Below are 19,085 nucleotides of genomic sequence, written 5' to 3'. Positions count from 1 at the left end.
TCCTCCTACTCGATTTAATTCTGTAGATAATCAGGTCATGCGTACGCGCAGCGCAGTTTCATGATTTCACTATTTATTTCTTTCACTGTTTGAAAGTGACGTTTTTCTGCTCGGTCTGGTAGCACTAGCTTACCGTTATCAAACTCAAATTTTCCTACGCCGTAAATGTAGATTCGTCCTTTGAAAAGTCGACTTACATGTTTAGCAATCATACTCGGTGTATAGCGCTTAAACAGTCTCATTCTTAATTATCCTTATATTTACCTAGCCTGCATATTATAGAAAAACTCCGAGATAATAATTGTGATAAGCATGGAGTTATATGCAGTAGCGTTGACGTTAATTAGATATTTGTGCTGTTCTAAGCACTTTCTTCAGTAAATATCTATTTTTACGTGAGCTCCTCCCCAAAATAATATTGAGTAGTGAACTGCCGTGAACTTTTCTGTTCAGTATTAAGCAGTGATAATGTTACAAGTATAAGAATAGGCGGGATTTTTTTGTTTGTGTAATCAAATTGTAAATTTCGGACAAAAAAAAGCCCGTCTAAAACGGGCGAATAGTCACAGATGCATTACACAAAAGTGGATACTGATGTTACTCAGTGGATTCACTTGCACTGATTTGCTTAATAGCTAGTCAGTAAATTTACAATAACGCAAATTTAACTTTGTGACTACTTATGCTTTTATTTTGAGTAACTATTTATAAATGGTGTGTTCTTCTTATGACGAGGTTCACACTAAAAATGTACTCAATGAAATATTAAAATGAAGTTTGCGAAGCATGATCTAAACGATCATCGACTGATGTCCGCGACGGTCGGTGCACATAGCGCCATAAGATCATTGAGATCCAGCGCAACGCCAGCCATTCGGTCGCCGGAGCTAATGGTTACGGTCGAGTTGTTTTGAATGGAAGGATCAAAAATGATCGGCATGTGTCTCTTGAGAGCGAGCGGGCCAACACAACCCACTTTAAAGCCAGTGATTGTTTCAACATCAGAGAGAGACACGCAGGTCATTCGACGGCAATTCAGTACCGAGCGTACTTTCTTGGGGTCGACAGAGCGATCGCCAGCAGTACAGGCTAACGCATACTGGTTGCCCATATCCTTGAGCAGGATGCACTTCACCATTTGAGAGGCGTCGATGCCTCGCTCTTGTGCAGTTTCTTCAATGCTGGTGGTTGGCTTGCTTTGCATCAGCAGGCGATAATTCACCTGCTGTTGATCCAGCCATTGTGTAATCTGCGTTTCCACGTGGTTACTCGTCGTCAAGGCTGTACGGCAGTGGCAGGATATTCCATGTTTGATCAGGCTGCGCGGTCAGTCGCAGCTGAACATCGTCATCAAGGTTGTTTGGCAGTACCATCAAACCAATCGCTCGGTTATCAGCAAATTGATAGACGTTTAATAGTCGGCCTGCGCCACGCCAGTTCTCACCCACACTACGTTCCAGTTCAATAGGGTTTTCTAACGACAGCACGTCCGCAGTTGTGCCCGACACAATGCGCATCTCACGCTTGTTCATGCCACGGTACTTAGCACGAGCAACCGTTTCTTGACCTGTGTAACAGCCTTTTGAAAAGCTGATACCGCCAATCGCTTGCAGGTTAAGCGCTTGAGGGATGTGCTCGTTTTGCTCTGCTTTCGATAGGTTAGGCTGAGCATCAAGAATTTCATGATATTGCCAAAGTGTTTCTGATACTTTCTCCGCAGCGCTGTTTGATACCAAGGCTTCAGCGGCTTCTTCTGTCACAAGTAGAGCCCAGCGGTTATCTGCAACTTGAACCGCTGTACCACCAGAGATAGCACGCACATTACCTTGGCTTTCTGAAATAGAATCAATGTATTGATTAGCTGACGAACCCATCACACCGATAACAACGTCAGACGTTTGCTCGATATCGACCTTAGAGAACACCGCGTACTTCTTGATTTCAACGAGCTCGACTTCAATCGCTGATTTAGGTTGCATGAGTGCGTAGCCACCGTTGTGGTGGAACAAACGAAAGATACTCCATACCTTTCCTTTTGCATCACAGTGCGCGCCTAATGTGGATTCATCATTAGGAAGAGTGACGACATCGCACGTTACTTGACCCTGTAGGTACGACTTTTTGTCATCGCCTATCATGGTAATTGCACTCCAGTCTGATACGTGTGTCATCATCAGTTCTGGAAGCGATTCATTTTGCGTATGAGCGAGTGGCTGAAATATGTTTTTCCAATCCATTTTATCTTTCCTAAGAATTTTATTTGGCTCTATGTTAATCCGGTTCTGTTTCTTTGTCAGCCTAGGTTTTTTTGTGAGCTTAGATAGGGACTGTGACTCACATAGTAGTTGCAAGGCGTATGACTTGTTACACTCCGAGAAAGAAAAATTATAGGTGAGGATAGCCAATGTACACTGCAGAGCAGAAAGCACGAATTAAATGGGGTTGCCGTCGCGGCATGTTAGAACTTGATGTAGTCATCATGCCATTTTTCGAAGAGTGTTTTGATTCATTGCAAGAGCAGGAACAGCGCGAGTTTGTTTCTCTATTAGAGTGTGATGATCCAGATTTGTTTACTTGGGTAATGGGCCACGGACGCAGTGAAAACCTAGGCCATGCATCAATGGTTGATAAAATTGTCGCACACAACCTCAGCAAGGTTCGTTAAGCTTCAGCTTAACCCTTCGTATTCCGCATTATTTGCAAAAGGCACTATTTTGGGGTGCCTTTTGTTTTTCATCGTCCTGTCTTCTATTCCACTTGCCGCCAGCCTTTATTGCTTAGCTTTAATGATCCGCTTGTTCAGAAACAATCATGTGATTCTAAATAGTGTCTATGGGCGTTTTGATTACAGAGAGGATGGTGATATTCGACTCAATGACCGAACTTACCGACTCAAGTCCGTTGATAAGATCTGGGCGCAGTTCTTCGTTAAATTGCAGTTTGAATGTGGGCACTCGGTACTGCTTTGGCGGGACAGCTGTTGCGAGCGAGAATATCGCCATTTTCTGGCGAACTTACAACGAGCGCGCTAGAGAAGCCAAACTATTCGATGAAAGAAAGTATTAGATAAAAGAAAGCGTTAGACAAAAGAAAAGGGAGCACTCGGCTCCCTTTCGTTTAATCATTTTCCGCTGACGGCTAATTCGCTAAGCACGTTTAACCAATTATTATGATTGGCGTTTCTCTGGCGTCAGAATCGTTGGGCCACTGTCTTCTGCAAGTTCAGGGTAATCCAACGTGTAGTGGAGGCCGCGGCTCTCTTTACGTTGCATTGCACAACGAACCATTAGCTCTGCCACTTGTAGCAAGTTACGCAGTTCTAATAGGTTATTCGAAACCTTGAAGTAGCTGTAGTACTCATGAGTTTCTTGTTGCAGCATCTGAATGCGACGCAATGCTCGCTCTAGTCGTTTATCCGTTCGAACAATGCCCATGTAATCCCACATGAATAGGCGCAGTTCGTGCCAGTTGTGTTGAATGATAACTTCTTCATCACTGTTGGTGACCTGGCTTTCATCCCATGCTGGCAGTTCAGCGCACAGTTGAGATTGGTCGATGTTCTCAACGATATCTTTTGCTGCTGCCCATGCGTAAACCACACACTCAAGCAGTGAGTTAGAAGCCATTCGGTTTGCACCGTGTAAGCCGGTGTAGCTCACTTCGCCAATCGCATACAAGTTCGTTAGGTCGGTTTGACCCTGCTTATTCACCATGACACCACCACACGTGTAGTGAGCGGCTGGTACGATAGGGATCGGCTCTTTGGTCATGTCGATGCCCAAGTCCATCAAGCGAGTATGGATCATCGGGAAGTGCGCTGTGATGAATTCTTCAGGCTTGTGGCTGATATCAACATACATACAGTCGGCACCTAAGCGCTTCATTTCGAAGTCAATTGCACGAGCAACCACATCACGTGGCGCCAGTTCACCGCGCTCATCGAAGTCCTTCATAAAGCGAGAACCATCTGGACGACGCAAGTAAGCACCTTCACCACGCAGTGCTTCCGTTAGTAGGAAGTTACGCGCTTCTGGGTGGAATAAACAAGTTGGGTGGAACTGGTTGAACTCAAGGTTTGCCACACGACAACCCGCACGCCAAGCGATAGCAATACCATCACCTGAAGAAACATCTGGGTTAGAGGTGTATTGGTAAACCTTTGAAGCGCCGCCTGTTGCTAATACAACAAACTTAGCGCGCACGGTTTCAACATGTTCTTGGTTACGGTTCCAAATGTAGGCACCGATCACCTTGTCTTTTGAACCACCAATCTTATCTTCCGTGATCAAATCCAGCGCATTGTGGCGCTCGAAGATCTCGATATTTGGGTGGTTGTTGACGTTATCTTGTAGTGAGGTTTGCATCGCCATGCCAGTTGCATCGGCAGCGTGCAGAATTCTGCGGTGACTGTGGCCACCCTCACGAGTGAGGTGATATTTTGGTTGGCCTTCTGTGCTGTTCTCATCTTTATCAAATGGAACACCACCATCAATCAGCCATTGCACACACTCTTTCGCATTTTCAGCAATGAATTGAACTGTATCTTCTTCGCATAACCCAGCCCCAGCGATTTGAGTATCCTCTACATGAGACTCAATACTGTCCGACTCATCGAACACCGCGGCGATACCACCTTGTGCGTAATACGTCGATCCTTCGCTGCGTGGTCCTTTGCTTAATACAATTACTTTTGCATGTTCTGCTACGCGTAAGGCTAATGACAAGCCTGCCGCACCACTTCCTACCACTAATACATCACACTGATGTTCACGGTTTGCGTTCATAAAACTTATTAAATCCCGGGCTATAGTCGAGTTGTCCACTCTCAATTGACTTTGTCTTGTTTTAGGAGTTTGGCTAAGACTGTTATAATCTCTCCAGAGTCATCCTTAAACGCTATGCAAAATCAATATATAGACAGCTATCTAGAAATATTTAATTGCTCAATACCATTGCTTTTGCTCAAGTTTCCCCAAATTGATAGGGATAGCTATTTTTATTACATCACATTGTGAAACAATAATGGCAAATAATTTTAAGAAAGTTGGAACTTTCGGTATTTGGCTTAGTCACAATAGTGCTCTTGTAGACGGTGGTGTCAATACTACATTTCGCATAATTAGTACCCATATCTGTGAAGGTGAGGGTTATAACAATAGGAGTACCCGCTCGAATGAACGAGCAGCTAACCGATCAAGTGTTGATTGAGCGAGTTCAGAGTGGAGATAAGCAGGCATTTAACTTACTAGTGGTTAAGTATCAAAACAAAGTTTGTAATCTTATCTCTCGATACGTGAATAATTCCGGTGATGTACCTGATGTAGCACAAGAAGCTTTTATTAAAGCTTACCGCGCGATACCTAACTTTCGTGGCGAGAGTGCCTTCTATACATGGTTATACCGAATTGCCGTGAACACCGCTAAAAATCATATCGTTGCCCAAAGCCGTAGGCCGCCAGCAACCGATGTAGATGCAGAAGATGCAGATTATTACGAAACAGGCAGCGCGTTAAAAGAAATATCGAACCCTGAGAACTTAACGCTGTCTAAAGAATTGAAACAAGTTGTTTTTGGAGCGATTGAAGCGCTACCAGAAGACTTAAAAACTGCAATGACGTTGCGAGAGCTCGAAGGTTTGAGCTACGAAGAGATTGCAGAAGTAATGGATTGCCCTGTAGGAACCGTACGTTCGCGTATTTTCCGAGCTCGTGAAGCGGTGGAAAAGAAAATCAAACCTCTTTTGCAACGCTAGAACTTGTAATAATTATGGTGAAAATAATGGCTGATAAAGAAAAGCTTTCGGCACTCATGGATGGTGAAACGATCGATAAAGCTCTCATTGTAGATCTAGAATCTGATCAAGAAAGCATGGATACTTGGCAGAGTTACCATTTAATTGGTGATGTTATGCGTGGGGATTCGCCAGAAACTCCAGAGTGGAACATTGCTAATAGTGTAGCGGCAGCGCTTGAGAACGAGCCTGCACATGGTTCAATGTCGAACCTGCACCAAGTGAATGTTGAACCTACTGTTGCTCCAATTGAAGAGCAACCTAAACCTCAGCAAGCGAAGCGTCAGCTTCCGGCGTGGTTACAACAGTTTGGACAAGTTGCCGTGGCAGCGTGTGTTTCATTAGCCGTTGTATTAGGTGTTCAACAATATGGTGGTAGCGACCCTGCAGCACCAGAGCAGTTGCCTGTACTCCAGACGATTCCATTTGCCGGTTCTGCGGAACCAGTAAGTTTAACGCGTGACTCTGTTGAGAAACCAGCATCTGAAGCTAACTTGCAAGAGCAGCGCAAACGCGTTCATGCATTGTTAGAAGATTATGAGCTGCAGCTAAGATTAAACAGTGATGCATCGCCAATGCAAGATGCACATCTAGAATCGGACATTGAATGAAGAAAATCCTGGTCAGTGCACTGACACTGTTCAGCTTGATGTCTCCAACAGCCTTTGCAGAGGAAACCACTGCAAAGGCCTTGTTGCATCAAATGAACGAGGCCAGTCAGCATCTAAATTACGAACTCTCCTACATTTTGATAAAGAAGAGCAGTATTGAGCCTCTTGTTTATCGCCATGCGGTTAACGACGACCAACAACTTGCACACCTTGTTTATCTAAGCGGCCCTGTTCGTGAAGTCATTCGACGTGGCAACGAAGTTAGCTACATCGAGCCGGGTACAGAGCCATTTACGATTCAGTCAGGCAGCATGGTTGCGCCTGTTATTCCGATGATTAATCGAGATATCGAATCTCTGAATCAGTACTACGACTTTGTGAAAGTTGGTCGCTCTCGTGAAGCAGGTAGCACCACTCAAGTGCTGCGTGTCGTGCCGAAAGATGGCCTTCGCTACTCTTACGTGGTTTGGGTAGACGAAAAAACGAATCTTCCTTTGCGTGCCGACCTTTTGGATCGTGATGGCGAAGTGCTTGAACAGTACCGCACTATCTCTTACGTGGTGAACGATAAGATTGCTGAGGCTATGGGTGGCTTGAGCCAAGCTCAATTACCGAAAGTTTTATCATTACCGGAAGGCTTAGTGAGTGAAACTAACTGGCAAGCGTCGTGGATTCCTGAAGGGTTTAAATCAAAAGAGCTTAGCCGCTATCAAATGGCTGCGACCGATAAAATGGTTGAAAGTCAGCTTTTCAGTGATGGACTGTTTAACTTTTCGGTTTATATCGCGGAAAAAGATGAGCATTCATTGAAAGGGCAGCTGGTGCGTCAAGGGCGTAGAACCTTGCACAGCTTAGTGATTGGCGATAAAGAGATCTCTGTGGTTGGTGACATTCCGCCGGCAACTGCAAAACGTATTGCTCAGTCAGTTACATTTAATAAATCGGTACAAGCGCAATGATGACCGCGCTGGCGACCGTTAGCTCGGTTGAACAAAAAGGTAAGCAATACTTTGTTCAATTGAGCTGCGAACAACAAACCAGTTGTAGCAGCTGTTCTTCTCAAAAAAACTGCGGTACGGGTATTGTGACCAAGGCTGTTGGCAATAAATCTTTGTTTTGGCAGCTTAAAACCAAAAGCTTAGTCAAAGCTGGACAAATCGTAGAAATTGGCTTTCCAGAAAAAAGCCTACTTCAGTCGGCGGCGATTGTTTATCTCATCCCACTTTTCATGTTGATGATTGGTGCTGGTTTTGGGCAACTCTTGTTACAACCCTTACTCCAGGGGGGCGAGGGCATTGTTATCTTAAGTGCAGCACTGTTTACTGCTGGTGGGATTGCCTTAGCGAAGCGGTTAGCCAAACCCATGGAAGACAAATCCAAGCAAGAAGTCGTCTTGATTCGAATCCTAGGTGAGTCTCTCGTCTAATTTATGATGCTTCTTGCCCTTAAATTGGGTAGAATCTGCCAACTTGATTGAAATGCCGCCACCAATGCTGACTGTAGATTGGACGCGTCGCGGCTTTCTTATTATCCCTATTCAAAGAGTTTAGTCACACCAAGCCTATGAAGCACATTCGTAATTTTTCGATTATCGCCCACATCGACCACGGTAAGTCGACCCTTTCTGACCGCTTAATCCAAGTTTGTGGAGGATTAAGTGAACGTGAGATGGCAGCTCAAGTCCTCGATTCTATGGATATAGAACGCGAGCGTGGTATTACAATTAAAGCGCAGAGTGTGACTTTAGATTACAAAGCTAAAGATGGTGAAACTTACCAACTTAACTTTATCGACACTCCTGGACACGTAGACTTCTCTTACGAAGTATCTCGTTCTCTAGCGGCTTGTGAAGGCGCACTACTTGTAGTGGATGCTGGCCAAGGTGTTGAAGCACAAACTCTAGCAAACTGTTACACAGCAATCGAAATGGAACTGGAAGTAGTGCCAATCTTGAACAAGATTGACCTACCAGCTGCTGAACCAGAACGTGTTGCTGAAGAAATCGAAGAGATCGTTGGCATCGATGCGATGGAAGCGACTCGCTGTTCTGCGAAAACAGGTTTGGGTGTTGATGATGTTCTAGAAAACATCGTGACGGCAATCCCGCCACCGGAAGGTGATCCTGAAGCGCCTCTACAAGCGTTGATCATTGACTCTTGGTTCGATAACTACCTTGGCGTAGTTTCTTTGGTTCGTATCAAAAACGGTAAGCTGAAGAAGAACGATAAGATCAAAGTAATGTCGACAGACCAAGTATGGGGTGTTGACCGTCTAGGTATCTTCACGCCTAAGCAAATCGATACTACAGAGCTAAATACTGGCGAAGTAGGTTGGGTTGTTTGTGGTATTAAAGACATCCTAGGTGCACCAGTTGGTGATACGTTGACGCTTGCAAAAGGCGGCAGCACTGAACGTCTACCTGGTTTCCAAAAAGTGAAGCCTCAGGTATACGCTGGTCTATTCCCTGTATCATCTGATGACTACGAAAACTTCCGTGACGCGTTAGGCAAATTAAGCCTGAACGATGCATCACTGTTCTTTGAACCAGAAAGTTCAGCAGCACTTGGTTTTGGTTTCCGTTGTGGCTTCTTAGGAATGCTTCACATGGAGATCATCCAAGAGCGTCTAGAGCGTGAATACGACCTAGACCTAATCACAACTGCTCCAACAGTAGTGTATGAAGTTGTAAAAACAGATAAAACGGTTCTTTACGTTGATAGCCCGGCTAAACTGCCAGCGGTTAATGACCTAGAAGAAATTCGTGAGCCAATTGCACGCTGTAATATTCTGGTACCTTCGGATTACCTAGGTAACGTAATCACACTGTGTGTTGAGAAGCGTGGCGTACAAGTAGACATGGTCTACCACGGTAACCAAGTTGCTGTGACGTACGATCTTCCTATGGCAGAAGTAGTTCTAGACTTCTTCGACCGTCTGAAGTCAACGTCTCGCGGCTATGCATCATTGGATTACAACTTCCAACGTTACGAGCCATCAAACATGGTACGTGTAGACGTACTGCTGAATGGCGAAACAGTTGATGCACTAGCTATCATTACGCACAAAGATATTGCTCAGTCTCGTGGTCGTCTACTGGCAGAGAAGATGAAAGAATTCATCCCTCGTCAGATGTTCGATATCGCGATTCAAGCAGCGATTGGTAACCACATCATTGCTCGTTCTACAGTGAAACAACTGCGTAAGAACGTAATCGCAAAATGTTACGGTGGTGATATCAGTCGTAAGAAGAAACTTCTTAAGAAACAAAAAGAAGGTAAGAAGCGTATGAAGCAGATCGGTAACGTTGAACTGCCTCAAGAAGCTTTCCTTGCAATCCTTCATGTTGGCAAAGACTAGGTATCAATCGCACTAACTATCTGCTGAACATTACTGGTTAAAATCGTTTATTTCTTTGTTGCAAAGATTGCAATTAGGCCCGCTAGTCACTGCACTTTGCGCCTCGAACTAAACGATTTTTCCTGCGTAATCTCCCCAGCATTTAGTCAGCATGATTGATACAGATTAGAAATATTAAGCAGAGTGAAAGGGTTATACTCTTTCACTTTCGTTATTTTTAAAGAAATGAAATTTAAGGGATATCAATGGCTAATACATTTTCGCTTATCTTAGTGATCGTAACTCTAGTGACCGGCATTGTATGGGCGTTGGAAAAGTTTGTGTGGGCGAAGAAGCGCCAGCAAAAGCTTGCTGACGTTGAAGCACAATCGAATGGCCTAGACGCTGAAACTAGCGCAAAAGTTACGGCTCAACCTTGGTGGGTTGAGAACAGTGTGTCCATTTTCCCGGTAATTGCATTTGTTTTGGTTCTGCGTTCATTTATTTATGAACCGTTTCAAATCCCTTCTGGCTCGATGATGCCAACGCTTTTGGTTGGTGACTTCATCTTGGTAGAGAAGTACGCGTACGGTCTAAAAGACCCAGTATGGCGCACTCAACTGGTAGAAACGGGCAAGCCAGAGCGTGGTGATTCAATCGTATTTAAGTACCCACCTCAGCCTAACATCGACTACATCAAGCGTGTTGTTGGTATGCCAGGTGACACCATTCGCTACAGCAGTCGTAAAGAGATCTGCATTCAGGCGAAGGGTACAAGTAGCTGTGAACCAGTGAAACTAAGTAATGTTGAAGAGAGCCAATTTATTCAAGATGGTGTGCCTCTGATTCAGCTGAACGAACAGCTTGGAGACGTAGAACACCAGATTTTAGTTAACCCATTGCGCCGCGATCGTGTGCAAGCATATCAGCCTCGCAATGGTGTTAACGAATGGGTCGTTCCAGAAGGCCAGTACTTTGTGATGGGTGATAACCGTGACAACAGTGCCGATAGCCGTTACTGGGGCTTTGTCCCTGAAGCAAACCTTGTTGGTAAGGCCGTTGCTATTTGGATCAGCTTCGAATTCGAACGCGGTTCAGACAGTGTACTTCCAACATGGATTCCTACTGGTGTGCGTTTTAATCGCATCGGTGGGATTCATTAATCGATCACATAACACATCGAGAGAGCATGAATTCTCCAATTGATAAACTAGAGAGAAAGATTGGCTATCAGTTTAATGATGCCGATCTTATCCACTTGGCGCTGACTCACCGCAGCGCCGCAGGTAAACATAACGAACGTCTTGAGTTTCTGGGCGATTCAATTTTAAGTTTTGTTATCGCTGATGATCTTTACCACCGTTTTCCTAAGGTAAACGAAGGTGATATGAGCCGCATGCGCGCAACATTAGTACGTGGTCATACATTGGCAGAACTAGGTCGTGAATTCGAACTAGGAGATTACTTAAAATTAGGTCCAGGTGAGTTGAAGAGTGGCGGTTTCCGTCGTGATTCTATTCTAGCGGATGCGGTTGAAGCGATCATCGGCGCTGTCTATTTAGATAGTGATACCGAGACGGTTCGCGGCATTATTTTAAGCTGGTACCAATCTCGCCTAGATGCTATTCAGCCTGGAGTATCTCAAAAAGATCCGAAAACTCGCCTACAAGAGTTTTTGCAAGGTCGAAGAAATCCTCTACCTGTCTACACAGTGACTAATATTAAAGGTGAAGCACACAACCAAGAGTTTACGGTTGAGTGTGAAGTGGCAGGTGTGGATAAACCTGTTATCGGTAAAGGCACTAGCCGCCGCAAGGCAGAACAAGCGGCTGCTGAAACAGCATTAGAGCAACTAAGCAATGTCTGATAACAACCAAGATTTCGATATCGATGCATTCTTTTCATCTGATAGCAAAAAAACAGGCCTACCGGAAAACCAACACTGTGGCTTCATCGCTATTGTCGGTCGCCCAAATGTAGGTAAGTCGACGCTTCTGAACCATATTCTGGGTCAGAAGATTTCTATTACATCACGTAAACCACAGACGACACGTCACCGTATTATGGGCGTTGAAACTGAGGGTGATTACCAAGCGATCTTTGTTGATACTCCTGGACTTCATATTGAAGAAAAGCGTGCCATCAACCGCTTGATGAACCGTGCGGCGAACAGCTCATTAAGTGATGTAAACCTAGTATTCTTCCTTGTCGATGGTACTCACTGGACTGACGACGATGAGATGGTTCTGAACAAACTGAAGAAGACTGACTTCCCAATTGTACTTTGCATCAACAAAGTAGATAACGTTCAAGACCGTACTAACGTGATGCAGCACATGATGGAAGTCTCTAAGAAGATGGACTTCATTGATGTAGTGCCAATCTCAGCGAAGCAAGGTAAAAATATTGATGTACTGCGTAAGCACGTACGTGAACATTTACCTAAAGCGACACACCACTTCCCTGAAGAATACGTGACTGATCGCTCGCAACGTTTTATGGCCTCTGAAATTATCCGTGAAAAGCTAATGCGCTTTACGGGTGACGAGCTACCTTACTCGGTAACGGTTGAAATCGAACGTTTCGATTACAACCCAGATAATGATGGCTTCCACATCAATGCACTGATTCTTGTTGAGCGTACAGGCCAGAAGAAAATGGTGATTGGTAAAGCGGGCGAGAAGATCAAAACGATTGGTCGTGAAGCGCGTATCGATATGGAAGAGCTATTCGGCCGTAAGGTTTACCTAGAGACTTGGGTCAAGGTTAAATCTGGCTGGGCTGATGATGAGCGTGCACTTCGCTCGTTAGGCTACATCGACGATCTATAATATATTGAACGTCACTTTCTGAGATTAAGAAAGTTGAACTGAATATAAATCCAAGAGAGAGTGCGAACTCTCTCTTTTTGTATCTGTAATAAGGGTAAGTGATTGAGCGAAGGGTTACAGCGATGCTTTGTGTTGCACCGTCGACCATACAGTGAGTCGAGCCTGATCTTGGACGTCTTCAGCGAAGAGTTCGGTCGGGTGACGTTGATGTCTAAAGGCGCTCGCAGCAAGCGTTCCAATTTGAAAGGTGCATTACAACCTTTTACGCCGCTATTGCTTAAGTGGTCTGGTAATGGTTCGATGAAAACCTTACGCCAAGCTGAACCCATCAGCTTGGGGCTCCCTCTCGCCGGTATTAATCTGTATTCAGGCATGTACGTGAACGAGCTTATCGGTCGGGTATTGATGGCGGAAGTACCGATGCCTGCACTTTTTCACGACTATCTTCATGCTTTAACAGAGCTGGCGCATAATGATAATCCTGAGCCAGCACTGCGTCGCTTTGAGCTGGCTCTATTATCTGCTATGGGTTACGGCGTCGACTTTTTACACTGCGCGGGCACTGGCGAAGCGATTGATCCGAGCATGACTTATCGCTATCGAGAGCAGAAAGGTTTCATCGCTTCAGTACGTCGAGATAACCTGACTTTTATGGGCGATGAACTTATTGCAATCAGCGAACGTAGGTTTATCACTAAAGAGCAGTTAAAAGCGGCAAAACGCTTTACACGCATAGCCTTAAAGCCGTATCTTGGCGGCAAACCATTAAAAAGTAGAGAGCTATTTATGCCAACAATAGCCCTCTCCAGAGCACGGAGTATTGGAAAATGAGCTCAATCCTTTTAGGCGTTAATATCGACCATATTGCAACACTACGTAATGCACGTGGTACTAAATACCCAGATCCAGTACACGCAGCTGAAATCGCTGAACGTGCTGGTGCAGATGGCATTACTATTCACCTGCGTGAAGACCGTCGTCACATCGTTGATCGCGATGTGCGTATTCTGGCTGAAACACTTCAAACTCGCATGAACTTGGAGATGGCCGTAACGGACGAGATGGTTCAAATTGCACTCGATACTAATCCTGAGTTTGTTTGTCTGGTTCCTGAAAAACGTGAAGAGCTAACCACTGAAGGTGGCTTGGACGTAGTTGGTCAACTAGAGAAGATCAAAGCGGCGACACAAAAACTGTCTGCAGCAGGTATCAAGGTATCTCTGTTTATCGATGCTGGCCGTGAGCAAATCGATGCTGCAAAAGCGTGTGGCGCACCGTTCATTGAACTGCACACGGGTCACTATGCTGATGCTAAGACAGAAGAAGATCAACAAGACGAGCTTAAGAAGATCGCAGCAGGCGCAAGCTATGCAGATGACTTAGGTATCACAGTCAATGCGGGTCATGGTCTGACTTACCACAACGTAGCACCGATTGCGGCACTTCCAGAGATCTACGAGCTGAACATCGGTCACTCGATCATGGGACGTGCAGTGTTTGATGGCTTAAACAAAGCCGTTGCAGACATGAAAGCAATCATGGAAACAGCACGTAACAACGCTTAGTTCGGCAAGTCGTCGGCACTAAGCGATGTACAGTTAATCATTAGACAGAAGTTAAGTAGTAGAGGAAACATGGCAGTTGTTGGATTAGGTACAGATATCGCAGAAATCGAACGTGTCGAGAAGGCGCTGTCGCGAAGTGGCGACGCTTTTGCTCAGCGTATTTTGACGGATTCTGAGTTTGAAGTATTCCAACAGTTGAAGCAAAAAGGCCGTTACCTTGCAAAACGTTTTGCTGCTAAAGAAGCTGCATCTAAGGCGTTAGGTACGGGGATTGCGCTGGGTGTTACCTTCCACGACTTTGAGATTTCAAACGATGAGCATGGTAAGCCAGTATTGAGCTTACACAAGAAAGCGCGTGAAATCGCAGAGGCGAATGGCACAACATCGATTCATCTGACTATCTCGGATGAGCGTCACTACGCTGTGGCAACGGTGTTACTCGAATCGTAAACAGATTATCGCGACTTTATATCTAGTGCTCTTGGCTCTAGACAGAAAAAAGCAGAGCTCATGAGCTCTGCTTTTTTATTGGCGGGTAAACCCTCTAAAGAATACTAGTGAGTAACAAGTACCCGCTAGGCCTTCGCCTGTTTCAAGTAGTGAATCGCGGTTGCTTGAACCTTATCTAATTCATCCTGAAGCTCGAAAAGCTCAGGTTCAATGTCTTCAACAGAAGTACCTGAACGCAGCTCTTTCTCTATTGTCGCACATACCGATTTTAGCCTTGGTACGCCGCTGTACGAGCTGCTGCCATGCATCTTGTGAATGATGTGTATCAGCTCTTCAACTGGATAGTCACTGTCTTCTATCGCTTTGTCTGCTGCCTCATACACCTCTGGAATAAAGTCGACGAGCATTTGCAGCATATCGCGTGCGAGGTCTTCTTTATTGGCGGCTTGTTTCATCGCAGCTTGCCAATCAATGATGATGTTTGTGTGCACGCTGGCTTCAGTTTCTGACACCGGACCGTTGTCGACTTCAGCAGAGACCGCTGGGTGGTCTGGATCTATTTTTTCGATGAGCTCAACCTCAGAGGTCGAGCTCCAATGAATCAGAACCTGCTGTAAAACATGCTCTTCAATAGGTTTGGTTAGGTAGTCATCCATGCCCGCTTCAAGCAGTCGATCTCGTTCGCCAATCATTGCATGTGCGGTCACGGCAATTACAGGTGTATTCGCATTGTTCGCCAGTTTTTTGATGTTCTGACAAGCGGTTACACCGTCCATCTGTGGCATTTGAATATCCATGAAGATGATATCAAATGGCGTCTCTGTCGCTTTGTCTATCGCCTGCTGACCACTGGTACAACTGATGACGGTTTCTACACGCTCTTTAAGCAGCGCGTTAATCAACTTAAGGTTGGCTGGGTTGTCGTCTACTGCCATCACAGTAAGCGGTAACTTCTCTTCAGAATGCGTTTCAATCGCTGGTGCAATCAAGGTAGGTGCCTGATTCGATACCAGAGTTTGCAGCAACTTCTTACGAGAAAGAGGCTTGGTGATGCACTGAACATCGACCTCTTTCATTAGTTGCTCACCCAACGCTAGCTCGGTACTTGGTGTACCAATAATCACGTTTTGAGCAATCTTCTTCGCACCGATCGCCCAACCACTCACAGTATCAAATTGATACTCTTGGTTGGCGGCTAGGTTAAGCAGAACGTAGTCATACGAGGTCGTCTCATCTGGCATCACCGAACGATACGTTACCACTAAGCCTTCTTGGGTTAGGATTTGCTGAGTAATCGATGCCGCTTGCATGTTTGGCTCGATAAGCAGCAGTTGTTTGTCTTGCAGACACTGCGTCTCAATCAGCTCTGTCATCGGCATATCAGTCGTTGATAGTCTCAAGGTGAACCAGAAGGTAGAGCCTTGGTGAAGACGACTGGTTAGGCTGATCTCTCCGCCCATTTGGCTGACCAGTTTTTGGGTGATAACCAGACCTAAGCCTGTACCGCCGTAACGACGAGAGATACTTGCATCGGCTTGGCTGAAAGCTTGGAAAAGCTGAGCTTGTTGACGCTCAGAAATACCAATACCCGTATCGCGAACCATGAACTGCAGCTCGATGTTGTCTTCGCTTTGTGAACGCAGCTCAACGCTGATATCAATGTTGCCGCGTTCGGTAAACTTGATTGAGTTACCAACAAGGTTGGTTAGGATCTGCTGAATACGCAGTGGATCGCCCACCACACCTGGCGGTACTTTAGGGTCGATCTTCAGTGTCAGTTCTAGGCCTTTCTCATGAGCGTTGGTTGCTTGAAGGTTTACTACCTCTTCAAGGCTGGCTTGGAATTCAAATGGGATGTTCTCTAGGGCTAATTTACCGGCTTCAAGTTTCGAGAAGTCCAAGATATCGTTGATGATGCTAAGCAGGTTGTTTGCCGAGCGTTCAATGGTTTGCAGGTAATCGGTTTGACTGTTCGATAGGTGAGTCTTGAGCATTTGACGAGTAAAGCCAATCACACCGTTCAGCGGCGTTCTCAATTCGTGAGACATATTCGCTAAGAACTCAGACTTAACACGAGCCGCTTCTTGAGCGCGTTTCTTCGCGATGTCTAACTCAACGTTTTGAATCTCAAGCTGTTCAAGAGTTTCTCGCAAATCTGATGTGGCCTGGTCGATACTGTGCTGCATCTCGACGTGATACTCTGATAGCGATACCGCCATCGCATTGATACCGTTTTTCAGCGAGTCTAGCTCACCATGCATCTTACCTTCGATACGCACATCTAGGTGACCTCGACGAATTCGGTCGACCATGTTTTTCATGTGTGTGATCGGTTGAGTGACATCGTGCATTAAGCGGAACGCAAACACACCCGATAAACCAAGCCCGAGAATCAACACTAAGAATGCAGAGAACACTTCTTGATATTGCTGCAATCGAAGTGATGAAAGATCTAATTCAATCGCAATGTAGCCGATCGCTTGATTAGCTTGAGACTGACCGTTGGCTGAATTGATGTACTGGCCTTCGGCGATGATAGCTGTCCGCAGGATCAGCGTATTATCGAGAAGGTTCGATGAGCTTAAATGCGGGATCGGTTTATCTTTGGGGTAGGTCAGGCTTTCAAAATCGGGGTGGAAGTTTGAGGTTACAAACAACTCATGACGCTCATCAAACACCGCGATACTGCGCACTAGCTTAGAATTCTTTCGATGCGCATAGCTAATAAGCTGACGAACAGACTCTCGACTTTCGAGCTTCATGCCTGATTCACTCGTAATCGCAAGTGGCTCAATGATGCTAGTACCAGTGTTAACCACTTGACCTTCAAGGTCTTGATAGCGGTTAAATGAGAAAAATGCACTCAATAGCAACCCAATAATCAGGGTTGGAGCTAGAGTTAAGGTAATTACACGGGCTCTTAAGCCATATCTGGTCATGTTCTTTAATTACATCGAGGTCTGGATATGGGAAAATAACGCACACAATGGCGGTTAAGTGAACGGTAAGCTTAATCAAAGCCGTGACGTTCGACAATGATTCCAAGACATAATAGTGAGTCCTGGATACCAATTACTTATTAAAAGATACATTAGGCACAAGCAATGGCACGTTTTTTCCAACCAAAAAAGAAAACTCAACTCGAGACCAAGCATCAATCGGTTTTGGTTGAACGAATGGATCACAATGGCGCTGGCATCGCTTATCAAAAGAATAAACCGGTTTTCATTGATGGCGCATTGCCCGGTGAGCAGGTGGTTATTCAACTTACTGAGAGCAAAAGTAAGTTTTCGCGAGCTAAACTCATCAAGTTATTGAAGCCGAGCAAGCAGCGTTTAAAGCCGTTTTGTAAGCACTTTAATCAGTGTGGTGGCTGTCACCTTCAACACCTAGGTTACTCTTCTCAGGTTGAGCATAAATCGCAATCTCTGACGCACCTGATGAGCCAATACCAAACGGCGAACACTGAAGTTGCACAACCTATTGTCGGTGATGAAACCGGTTATCGACGTCGCGCACGTATCAGCCTATTTGTTGATAAGAAGACACAACAGCTTCAATTCGGTTTCCGTAAGAAGCAGAGTAAGCAGATTGAAAACATCACCGACTGTGCCGTGCTTGATCCTCGCCTTAATGTGTTGCTGCCAAAACTGAAAAATTTACTGAACACTTTCAACAGCCTTACGTCTTTAGGACACGTTGAATTGGTGTTGGGCGATACTGGCCCTGTTATGGTGCTACGTCACCTTAAGCCTCTGGTTGAAAAAGATGAGCAAGCGCTGATTGCGTTAGCAAAAGAAGAAGGCGCTACGCTGTATTCGATGCCTGAAACCGATAAGTTGGTTCGCTTAGTCGGCGATACACCTTCTTACAGCGAAACTGGCGTGACGTTACCGTTTGAGCCAAACCACTTTATCCAAGTAAACCAGAAAGTGAATCGGCAGATGGTGGCTCAAGCGATTGAGTGGCTAGAGCCTCAAGCGGATGAGCGAGTGCTAGACCTGTTTTGTGGTCTCGGTAACTTTAGTCTGCCTATCGCGCAACAATCGGCGTTTGTGGTTGGTGTAGAAGGCGTTGATGAAATGGTTCAGCAAGCCGCATCTAATGCAGCGTTAAACCAGTTAAGCAATACAGAATTTTACCAAGCTAACCTTGAAGAAGACTTATCTTCACAGCCTTGGGCAAAAGAGAAATTCGATAAAGTATTGCTTGACCCGGCACGTGCGGGAGCGAGTGGGATCGTTGATCAAATTTCAGCGTTAGGAGCGAAGCGTGTGGTTTATGTTTCGTGTAATCCTGCTACTCTAGCTAGAGATTCTGAGAGCTTAGAAAAACAAGGCTATCAATTAGCCAAACTGGGTATGTTGGACATGTTCCCACACACCAGTCATCTAGAATCTATGGCTCTCTTTATCAAGGCTTAGAGGCCCTTAAACAAGGCTTCAAATGAATCACAAAGGCGCAGGGAAGCCTGCGCTGATATCAATATGGTCGAACTAAC

General features: G+C 45.3%; 19 protein-coding genes. 14 read left to right on the top strand and 5 right to left on the bottom strand.

Features of this window, described 5'->3' with window-relative positions:
- Positions 1 to 35: 35 nt before the first annotated feature.
- The 3 genes from AB4167_RS17595 to ygfZ form a co-directional block, all read right to left on the bottom strand.
- The gene (locus AB4167_RS17595; protein ID WP_009847660.1) at positions 36 to 242 is read right to left on the bottom strand and encodes a DUF1107 domain-containing protein; all 207 of its coding nucleotides are present in this window, start codon (positions 240 to 242) and stop codon (positions 36 to 38) included.
- Between the two features lie 557 nt (positions 243 to 799).
- A complete protein-coding gene (locus AB4167_RS17590) occupies positions 800 to 1,261 on the bottom strand; it encodes an aminoacyl-tRNA deacylase (protein WP_372136841.1) in 462 nt (153 codons plus the stop codon).
- Between the two features lie 4 nt (positions 1,262 to 1,265).
- Positions 1,266 to 2,237: a tRNA-modifying protein YgfZ gene (gene ygfZ, locus AB4167_RS17585; RefSeq protein WP_102398276.1), complete on the bottom strand. Its 972-nt coding sequence runs from the start codon at positions 2,235 to 2,237 to the stop codon at positions 1,266 to 1,268.
- Between the two features lie 167 nt (positions 2,238 to 2,404).
- Between ygfZ and AB4167_RS17580 the strand changes: the two genes are divergently transcribed.
- Together AB4167_RS17580 and AB4167_RS17575 are read left to right on the top strand one after the other, a co-directional pair.
- On the top strand, positions 2,405 to 2,665 hold the full coding sequence (locus AB4167_RS17580) for a succinate dehydrogenase assembly factor 2 (protein WP_004735374.1): 261 nt from the start codon (positions 2,405 to 2,407) through the stop codon (positions 2,663 to 2,665).
- Positions 2,613 to 3,032 carry a protein YgfX gene (locus tag AB4167_RS17575; protein ID WP_372083303.1) on the top strand — a complete coding sequence of 140 codons (420 nt, stop codon included), beginning with the start codon at positions 2,613 to 2,615 and terminating at the stop codon, positions 3,030 to 3,032. The genes AB4167_RS17580 and AB4167_RS17575 overlap by 53 nt, the downstream gene beginning before the upstream one ends.
- A 135-nt stretch (positions 3,033 to 3,167) precedes the next feature.
- On the opposite strand, the gene nadB is transcribed toward AB4167_RS17575, so the two are convergent.
- A complete protein-coding gene (gene nadB, locus AB4167_RS17570; protein WP_017059049.1) occupies positions 3,168 to 4,784 on the bottom strand; it encodes an L-aspartate oxidase in 1,617 nt (538 codons plus the stop codon).
- 389 nt (positions 4,785 to 5,173) lie between these two features.
- Between nadB and rpoE the strand changes: the two genes are divergently transcribed.
- The 11 genes from rpoE to acpS all read left to right on the top strand — a co-directional run bounded on the left by rpoE (position 5,174) and on the right by acpS (position 14,584).
- On the top strand, positions 5,174 to 5,752 hold the full coding sequence (gene rpoE, locus AB4167_RS17565) for an RNA polymerase sigma factor RpoE (protein WP_372136840.1): 579 nt from the start codon (positions 5,174 to 5,176) through the stop codon (positions 5,750 to 5,752).
- Between the two features lie 26 nt (positions 5,753 to 5,778).
- The gene (locus AB4167_RS17560) at positions 5,779 to 6,402 is read left to right on the top strand and encodes a sigma-E factor negative regulatory protein (RefSeq protein ID WP_017063205.1); all 624 of its coding nucleotides are present in this window, start codon (positions 5,779 to 5,781) and stop codon (positions 6,400 to 6,402) included.
- Entirely contained in the window at positions 6,399 to 7,361 is a 963-nt protein-coding gene (gene rseB / locus AB4167_RS17555; protein WP_017059047.1) for a sigma-E factor regulatory protein RseB, read from the top strand. Before AB4167_RS17560 ends, rseB begins: the two co-directional genes overlap by 4 nt.
- Positions 7,358 to 7,828, top strand: coding sequence for a SoxR reducing system RseC family protein (locus tag AB4167_RS17550; protein WP_017059046.1), 471 nt, complete (start codon positions 7,358 to 7,360; stop codon positions 7,826 to 7,828). Before rseB ends, AB4167_RS17550 begins: the two co-directional genes overlap by 4 nt.
- Positions 7,829 to 7,965: 137 nt before the next feature.
- Positions 7,966 to 9,759 carry a translation elongation factor 4 gene (gene lepA / locus AB4167_RS17545; RefSeq protein ID WP_372136839.1) on the top strand — a complete coding sequence of 598 codons (1,794 nt, stop codon included), beginning with the start codon at positions 7,966 to 7,968 and terminating at the stop codon, positions 9,757 to 9,759.
- Between the two features lie 245 nt (positions 9,760 to 10,004).
- Positions 10,005 to 10,901: a signal peptidase I gene (gene lepB / locus AB4167_RS17540; RefSeq protein WP_017068697.1), complete on the top strand. Its 897-nt coding sequence runs from the start codon at positions 10,005 to 10,007 to the stop codon at positions 10,899 to 10,901.
- A gap of 26 nt (positions 10,902 to 10,927) precedes the next feature.
- On the top strand, positions 10,928 to 11,605 hold the full coding sequence (rnc, locus tag AB4167_RS17535) for a ribonuclease III (RefSeq protein ID WP_017059043.1): 678 nt from the start codon (positions 10,928 to 10,930) through the stop codon (positions 11,603 to 11,605).
- Positions 11,598 to 12,569, top strand: coding sequence for a GTPase Era (gene era, locus AB4167_RS17530; protein ID WP_136978440.1), 972 nt, complete (start codon positions 11,598 to 11,600; stop codon positions 12,567 to 12,569). The genes rnc and era overlap by 8 nt, the downstream gene beginning before the upstream one ends.
- Positions 12,570 to 12,671: 102 nt before the next feature.
- Positions 12,672 to 13,400, top strand: coding sequence for a DNA repair protein RecO (gene recO, locus AB4167_RS17525; RefSeq protein ID WP_019826299.1), 729 nt, complete (start codon positions 12,672 to 12,674; stop codon positions 13,398 to 13,400).
- Positions 13,397 to 14,134, top strand: coding sequence for a pyridoxine 5'-phosphate synthase (gene pdxJ, locus AB4167_RS17520; RefSeq protein ID WP_372136838.1), 738 nt, complete (start codon positions 13,397 to 13,399; stop codon positions 14,132 to 14,134). The genes recO and pdxJ overlap by 4 nt, the downstream gene beginning before the upstream one ends.
- Positions 14,135 to 14,203: 69 nt before the next feature.
- Complete coding sequence (acpS, locus tag AB4167_RS17515; protein WP_017059039.1) at positions 14,204 to 14,584, top strand: holo-ACP synthase; 381 nt, start codon at positions 14,204 to 14,206, stop codon at positions 14,582 to 14,584.
- Between the two features lie 125 nt (positions 14,585 to 14,709).
- Here the strand turns inward: acpS and barA are convergent, their stop codons facing one another.
- Positions 14,710 to 17,523 (bottom strand): two-component sensor histidine kinase BarA, encoded by a 2,814-nt coding sequence (gene barA / locus AB4167_RS17510; RefSeq protein WP_372136837.1) that lies wholly within the window; start codon positions 17,521 to 17,523, stop codon positions 14,710 to 14,712.
- Positions 17,524 to 17,688: 165 nt separating this feature from the next.
- Between barA and rlmD the strand changes: the two genes are divergently transcribed.
- Positions 17,689 to 19,008: a 23S rRNA (uracil(1939)-C(5))-methyltransferase RlmD gene (gene rlmD / locus AB4167_RS17505; protein WP_372136836.1), complete on the top strand. Its 1,320-nt coding sequence runs from the start codon at positions 17,689 to 17,691 to the stop codon at positions 19,006 to 19,008.
- Positions 19,009 to 19,085: the final 77 nt, after the last annotated feature.

Source organism: Vibrio sp. 10N.286.49.E11 (assembly GCF_041469505.1).
GTDB lineage: Bacteria > Pseudomonadota > Gammaproteobacteria > Enterobacterales > Vibrionaceae > Vibrio > Vibrio crassostreae_C.
This window is presented reverse-complemented; position numbering and strand designations above follow the sequence as displayed.